This is a genomic window from Buchnera aphidicola str. G002 (Myzus persicae), from assembly GCF_000521565.1.
GTDB lineage: Bacteria > Pseudomonadota > Gammaproteobacteria > Enterobacterales > Enterobacteriaceae > Buchnera > Buchnera aphidicola_C.
On sequence record NZ_CP002702.1, the window covers coordinates 1 to 7799 of the forward strand.

Consider the following 7799-nt stretch of genomic DNA (forward strand, 5'->3'; position numbering starts at 1 on the left):
TTTTTTTATAAAAAATAGCGAAGATTTTATAAACAAAATCTTCGCTATTTTTTATAAAAAAATAAATATGTTTATTTATTCTTTTTTATAAGATTAAAAATAATGTTATTTTGCATTTATGTCATAAGAAGCATTTATTAAAAAAAACAGTATGCATTTATATGTTTTTAAAAAGAAAAATATTTTTTTTCAAAAAAAAATTATTATTTTTTGAAAAAAATATATATAAAATTAATTTTAAAAGGGAAAATAAAAATAGAAATATCAGAAATGATAAATATAAAAAAGGATTTTATCTACGTAAAAAAAACGTATTAAAATCAACAATTTTTTTCAAAGAAATATTATTAATTGTCGGGATATGTATTTGTAGCTATCTTTCGTAAATAATGATAACTTATGTTTACTTGTTTTTTTAATCCATTAGGTCCTAATTTAGTTAATTCACTAACAGAATATTTAGCTACTAAAGCACGTAAAATTGTTTGTCTAGCTTCTTTTTCATCTAAACTGATTAATTTTTGCGCATTTCTTTTTTTCTTATAAAATGCATGTCTAGAAATTCTATATTTTAAAATACTCTTAATTTGAGTATCCTTAGAACGTCTTTTTGCATCAATCATAGTAATAGGTTTTAGTCCCTTACTAATGAGATTAGTATTTATCCATCCTAATTGTTGTTTTTTCGCATTTAATAATTTTTTTTCAGAAATACCAAATAAATTAAAAAATAACGGAGTAAGTGTAATAATTTTAGGCATATAATTACCTAATATTTTATCCCACATTTTTTTACAAGTAACAAAACCCATAGGCTCCATAAAATTTGTAATTAATCTAGAAGCACGAGTAATAGATTTATTACCAGCTTTAGAAACTGTAGATAAACCACATTCATCAGATAACTGTTCTACAGATGCTTGAACTAATTCAGAAGAAATATTAAAATGATAAATCATCGCTAAAACCATAGCTCTCATTGCACATGCACGATGTTCGTTTAATCGTCTGAATCTTTTTAATGGAAAACCTATCTTGATATTTTTTGCTTGTAAAATATAATTTAATTCACATCGTGCAACATCTATTTCTGATGCTTTTTTCATGGCATAACAAATAAAAGAAGGTCGACGTTTGTTATTTTTAGGAGGTGTAAAAATAGGATTCGGATTGTTTATATAACATTTTCTCGATAGCATAAAATCATACTTTAAGTTATAGAAAAAGATTATTTTTTTGCCTTTATGGAGGTAAAAAAATGTTTTTATTTATATTCTTTAAATTTTTTATATTTAAGAATATATACTTTACTTTTATTTTTTTTTATGAATAAATATAATTTATAAAAGGAACAGATATTCTTAACATAAATTTTAATTATTTTCAATATAACTTGTTAAAATTTTTTTAAAACATCTTGATTTTGAAATAAAAAAAATAAATTTTTATTGGACAACTAGCTAGGAAAAATAAAAAAATGGAAAAAATTATTGAAAAAACCATATATGCTTCTCGTTGGTTAATGTTTCCTGTCTACGTAGGTTTATCATTCGGATTTATATTATTAACATTAAAATTTTTTCAACAAATTATATTTATAATCCCAGATATTTTAGCTATGTCAGAATCAGGATTAGTTTTAATTGTCTTATCTTTGATTGATATTGCTTTAGTAGGTGGGCTTTTAGTCATGGTAATGTTTTCTGGATATGAAAATTTTATTTCTAAAATGGATATAGAAGATAATCAAAAAAGATTAGGATGGATGGGTACTATGGATGTCAATTCAATAAAAAATAAAGTAGCATCGTCTATAGTTGCAATATCTTCTGTACACCTCTTACGTCTTTTTATGGAAGCAGAAAAAATATTAGATAATAAAATTATGTTATGTGTTATAATTCATTTAACTTTTGTATTATCTGCTTTTGGTATGGCATATATTGACAAAATGAGCAAAAAAAAACATATTCTTCATTAATTATTTTTAAAAAAAAATTACAAAGTATTTTATACTAAAACAATTTGAATTATTTTTATGTAAATGTTATATTTCAAAAAATATATAATTTATCATAAATTTTTTCTTCTAAAAAAATAATTTTACTTTAATCAAGTGTATTTAGTGCCTAGAAAAAATTATATATATAATCCTAAACCAGTTTTTAATCCACCTAAAAATAAAAGAAAAAGATCTACATTTATTCGTTATGCCATGAAAAAAGCATCAGAAATAGATGTAGCCAGAAGCAATTTAAATTATACTTTACTTCCTATAGATCCTAAAACTGGTAATATTTTAACTAGATTTAGACGATTAAACGAACATCGTGCTTCTGCTATGAGAGTTATAGTACTTGCTATGTTATATTACTTTGACATTAATTCTAATTTAGTTGAAGCTTCTATTGAAAAATTGGCAGATGAATGTGGTTTATCTACCTTTTCAGATTCTGGTAATAAATCTATTACTCGAGTATCACGATTAATAAATGAATTTTTAGAACCTATGGGTTTTGTTAAATGCAAGAGGGTAAGGAGTCAAATCAATAATAAGTATTTACCTAAAAAAATATTTTTAACACCAATGTTTTTTATGTTATTGGGCATTTCAGAATCAAAAAAATATCATTATTTACCTACAACAATAGAGTTTTCTAAAAAAACAAGTGAAAAAAAAATTTTTTTTTCTTTTTCGGATATAGAAAAAATATCAAAATTAGATGAAAAGTCTGCTCGGAATAAAATTTTAAATGCTTTAATTAATTATTATACTGCTAGTGAACTGACAAAAATAGGTCCTAAGGGTCTTAAAAAAAAGATAGATATTGAATATCATAATTTATGTAAATTATACAAAAGAAAATAATAAAATAAATTTATACACAAAAATTTCATAAGACATTAAAAACACATGTATTGCATTTTTACGTCTTATGAAATTTTTGTGTATAAATTTATTTTATTTAATAAATCATTTTATTTATTGTCGAGAAAATTTTTATGAACTCTAAAGTTATTATTTTTGATACAACTTTACGTGATGGTGAACAAGCTTTACAAGCCAGTTTGAGTGTAAAAGAAAAATTACAAATTGCATTTTCTTTAGAAAAATCTGGGATAGATATTATTGAAGTAGGATTTCCTATTTCATCTCCTGGAGATTTTAAATCAGTTCAAACAATATCAAAAAATATAAAAAAGAGTCGTATCTGTAGTTTAGCTCGTTGTGTAGAAAAAGATATTGATGCAGCAGGAGAAGCTATGTCTGCATCAAATGCGTTTCGAATACATATCTTTTTAGCTACTTCAAGTCTTCATATGGAATCTAAATTAAGAAAAAATTTTAATGAAATTATAGATATGGCTATTTTTTCAGTAAAAAAAGCTTTACGTTATACCGATGATGTTGAATTTTCTTGTGAAGATGCTAGTAGAACTACAATGGATAATTTATGTCGTATTGTAGAAAAATTAATAGATACAGGTGTAAAAACTATAAATATCCCTGATACAGTAGGTTATACTATACCTAACGAACTTTCGTTTATTATTAAAAATTTATTTGAACGTGTACCTAATATTCATAAATCAATAATTTCAGTACATTGTCATAATGATTTAGGAATGGCAGTAGGAAATTCAATATCAGCTATACAAGCAGGTGCTAGACAAATAGAAGGTACTATTAATGGAATTGGAGAAAGAGCTGGTAATACAGCGTTAGAAGAAGTAATTATGGCCATAAAGGTGAGAGAAGATGTTTTACATGTTTCTACTAATATCAAACATAAAGAAATTTATCGCACTAGTCAAATTATTAGCCAAATTTGTAATATGCCAATTCCATCGAACAAAGCTATAGTAGGTAGTAATGCGTTTGCACATTCTTCTGGTATTCACCAAGATGGTGTTTTAAAAAACAGAAAAAATTATGAAATTATGGAACCAAGTAGTATTGGTCTAAAAGAGGTAAAACTAAATTTAACCTCTCGTTCTGGCAGAGCTGCTGTAAAACATTATATGGATGAAATGGGTTATAAAGAGAGTGATTACAATATAGATGAACTTTATACTGCATTTTTAAAATTAGCAGATAAAAAAGGGCAAGTTTTTGATTATGATTTAGAAGCTTTAGCATTTATTAATAAACAACAAGAAGAATTAGAACATTTTTGCTTAAAATTTTTTAGTGTACAATCGATTTCTAATGGTTTATCAACTGCTTCCGTCAAATTATTATGTGGTAAAAAAATACATACAGAATCTTCAACTACAACCAATGGTCCAGTAGATGCTGTTTATCAAGCATTATACAGAATTACACATTTTCCTATAATTTTACAAAAATTTCAACTTGTTGCTAAGGGTAAGGGTAAAGACGCATTAGGACAAGTAGATATTTTAGTTGAATATGAGAAACGTAAATTTCATGGAATCGGTTTAGCTACTGATATTATTGAAGCATCTGCTCAAGCAATGGTTAATGTATTAAATAATATATGGAGAGCACAAGAAGTTAATAAAAAATTAAAAACTTTAAAAAATTTTAAAAAAAAATAGTATAGGTAAAATACCTGTTTATATTTTTTAAAAATATAAAATTATGCTTTTTACACTCATATTTCTAAAAAAGAGAATATTTTCTTTATGAAAAAAAAATATCGTATAGCGGTATTACCAGGTGATGGAATTGGTCCTGAAGTTATGCAAGAAGCATATAAAATTTTAGATGTTTTAAAAAATCATTTTTCACTTCCATTAGAAATAGAAGAATTTAATATTGGTGGTATAGCTATTGATCGAGAAGGTGTAGCTTTACCGAATGATACATTGAAAGGATGTGAAAATTCTGATGCAATTTTATTTGGATCTGTAGGAGGGAGTAAATGGGACAAATTACCAATAGAAAAACGTCCTGAAAGAGCTGCTTTACTTCCCTTAAGGAAGCATTTTAATCTTTTTTCTAATTTAAGACCTGCCAAGTTATATCCAGAATTAAAATGTTTATCTCCTCTTCGTCTTGATATCATACAGAATGGTTTTGATATATTGTGTGTTAGAGAATTAACAGGGGGTATTTATTTTGGAGAACCGAAAGGACGTGTGAAAAAAAATAATTCTGAATATGCTTTTGATACTGAAATTTATCATAAATCTGAAATTATTCGTATTGCTCATTTGTCTTTTCAATTAGCACTTTCTAGAAAAAAGAGAGTTTGTTCAATCGATAAATCAAATGTTCTTCAAAGTTCTGTTTTATGGCGTGAAGTAGTAGAAGAGGTTTCTAAAGAATATCCAGATGTTGTTTTATCTCATTTGTACATTGATAATGCTTGTATGCAAATCATAAAAAATCCTAATCAATTTGACGTATTATTATGTTCTAATCTTTTTGGAGATATTATTTCTGATGAGTGTGCAATGATTACGGGCTCTATTGGAATGTTGCCGTCAGCTAGTTTAAATGAAAAAAATTTTGGTTTATATGAACCAGCAGGAGGTTCTGCACCTGATATAGAAGGTAAAAATATTGCGAATCCTATAGCTCAGATTCTTTCAGTTTCTATGTTAATTAGATATGGAATGAAGTTAAATAAAGTAGCAAATAAAATTGATCATGCAGTACATAGTGTTTTAAGAGCAGGTTATAGAACTGTAGATATATCTAATAAAAAGAATTATTTAAAAACAAATCAAATGGGTGATATTATTGCTGATTTTTTGATTAATGGTAAATAAAATGAAAAAAACATTATATGAAAAAATATATGATTCACATGTTATACATAAAGATAAAAACAATGTATCTATTTTATATATAGATTTACATTTACTTCATGAAGTTACATCACCTCAAGCCTTTGATTCATTACGTGATAAGGGACGAAAAGTTAGACAACCTAAAAAAACTTTTGCTACTATGGATCATAATGTTTCTACAGAAAGTAAAGATATTAATGCATCTGGATTAATGGCAAAAATACAGATGGAAAAGTTAATAAAAAATTGTAATGAGTTTAGTATACCTTTATATGATTTAAATAATCCTAATCAAGGTATCGTACATGTTATAGGTCCTGAAAAGGGGATGACTTTACCTGGTATGACTATTGTTTGTGGTGACTCTCATACATCAACTCATGGAGCATTTGGAGCATTATCTTTTGGTATAGGCACTTCAGAAGTAGAACATGTACTTGCGACTCAAACTTTAAAACAAGAACGTTTTAAGACTATGAAAATAGAAGTATTAGGTGTTATGAATGAATTTATAACTGCAAAAGATGTTATTTTATCGATAATAGGTAAGTTAGGATCATCAGGTGGGAATGGATATGTAATTGAATTTTGTGGTTCTGTAATTGAACAAATGAACATGGAAGAGAGAATGACAATTTGTAATATGGCTATTGAAATGGGTGCAAAATCAGGTTTAATAGCACCAGATCAAGTAACATATTCATATTTAAAAAATAAAATTTATTCACCATTTGGTGATAATTGGAATCAATCATTAAATTATTGGAAAACTTTAAAAACAGATAATAATGCTATTTTTGATAAAACTTTTGTAATTGATATATCAAATCTTGCTCCTCAAATTACCTGGGGGACAAATCCTGATCAAGTTATATCAGTTCATGAAAAGATACCAGATTTTAATTCATTTCAAAATTTAGAAAAGCAGGAATTAGCAAAATCTGCATGTCAGTATATGAATTTAAAACCGGGTACTTATTTAACAGATGTTATGATTGATAAGGTTTTTATTGGATCTTGTACTAATGGACGTATAGAAGATTTAAGATCAGCATCAAAAATTTTGAAAAATAAAAAAATTTCTAATAATGTTAAAGCTATCGTTGTTCCTGGTTCAGGTTTGGTTAAGAAAAAAGCTGAAGATGAAGGTTTAGATAAAATTTTTATTAATGCAGGATTTGAGTGGCGTTTACCTGGATGCTCTATGTGTTTAGGTATGAATAAAGACAGATTAAAAGATGGCGAGCGTTGTGCTTCTACTAGTAATCGAAATTTTGAGGGACGTCAAGGACGGGGGGGGCGAACACATTTAGTTAGTCCTATTATGGCAGCTGCTGCTGCCATATATGGAAAATTTTTTGATATTAGACATTTAAATCATAGTGAGAAATAATTAAAAATGTTTAAATTTACTGAACATACCGGTCGGGTAATTCCTTTAGATATATCTAATATAGATACAGATACCATTATTCCTAAACAATTTTTACAAAAAGTTAATAAGATTGGATTTGGTAAATATTTATTTCATGATTGGCGTTTTCTTGATTCTCATCAGTTAAAAATAAATCATCAATTTATTCTAAATAAAAAAAATTATTTAAATGCAAGTATTTTATTGACTAGAGATAATTTTGGTTGTGGATCTTCAAGAGAGCATGCTGTATGGTCTTTGTTAGATTATGGTTTTAAAGTAATTATCGCACCCAGTTTTGCTGATATTTTTTATAATAATGCTTTTAATAATAAACTTCTTCTTATTACTTTATCTAATGAAGAAATTAATTATCTTTTTAATGTAGTAAGAGAAAATGTAGGTATTCATTTTTTTGTAAGTTTAATTGAGACGAAAATTGTTGTTAATGAAAAAACTTTTTTATTTAAATTAGACGATTTTCGTCGCATGTGTTTGTTGAATGATTTAGATAATATTGATTTAACTATGAGACATCTAGAAGAAATTAAAAAATATGAAGATAAAGTTTGTAAACTTTTTATAAGAAGAAAAGAGTTTCAATCTTATACTTAGTGATTTA

General features: G+C 26.1%; 7 protein-coding genes. 6 read left to right on the plus strand and 1 reads right to left on the minus strand.

Annotated elements, in window-relative coordinates:
- Positions 1-347: 347 nt before the first annotated feature.
- On the minus strand, positions 348-1199 hold the full coding sequence (gene repA / locus BUMPG002_RS03120) for a plasmid replication initiator RepA (RefSeq protein ID WP_025369220.1): 852 nt from the start codon (positions 1197-1199) through the stop codon (positions 348-350).
- 278 nt (positions 1200-1477) lie between these two features.
- Between repA (BUMPG002_RS03120) and BUMPG002_RS03125 the strand changes: the two genes are divergently transcribed.
- The 6 genes from BUMPG002_RS03125 (at position 1478) to leuD (ending at position 7792) form a co-directional block, all read left to right on the plus strand.
- Positions 1478-1981, plus strand: coding sequence for a TIGR00645 family protein (locus tag BUMPG002_RS03125; RefSeq protein WP_025369221.1), 504 nt, complete (start codon positions 1478-1480; stop codon positions 1979-1981).
- A gap of 144 nt (positions 1982-2125) precedes the next feature.
- Complete coding sequence (repA, locus tag BUMPG002_RS03130) at positions 2126-2869, plus strand: plasmid replication initiator RepA (protein WP_025369222.1); 744 nt, start codon at positions 2126-2128, stop codon at positions 2867-2869.
- A 134-nt stretch (positions 2870-3003) separates the two neighbouring features.
- Positions 3004-4563: a 2-isopropylmalate synthase gene (gene leuA / locus BUMPG002_RS03135; RefSeq protein ID WP_025369223.1), complete on the plus strand. Its 1560-nt coding sequence runs from the start codon at positions 3004-3006 to the stop codon at positions 4561-4563.
- An 87-nt stretch (positions 4564-4650) separates the two neighbouring features.
- Complete coding sequence (leuB, locus tag BUMPG002_RS03140; RefSeq protein WP_025369224.1) at positions 4651-5742, plus strand: 3-isopropylmalate dehydrogenase; 1092 nt, start codon at positions 4651-4653, stop codon at positions 5740-5742.
- 1 nt (position 5743) lies between these two features.
- Positions 5744-7156 (plus strand): 3-isopropylmalate dehydratase large subunit, encoded by a 1413-nt coding sequence (gene leuC, locus BUMPG002_RS03145; protein ID WP_025369225.1) that lies wholly within the window; start codon positions 5744-5746, stop codon positions 7154-7156.
- Positions 7157-7162: 6 nt separating this feature from the next.
- Complete coding sequence (gene leuD, locus BUMPG002_RS03150; protein ID WP_025369226.1) at positions 7163-7792, plus strand: 3-isopropylmalate dehydratase small subunit; 630 nt, start codon at positions 7163-7165, stop codon at positions 7790-7792.
- Positions 7793-7799: the final 7 nt, after the last annotated feature.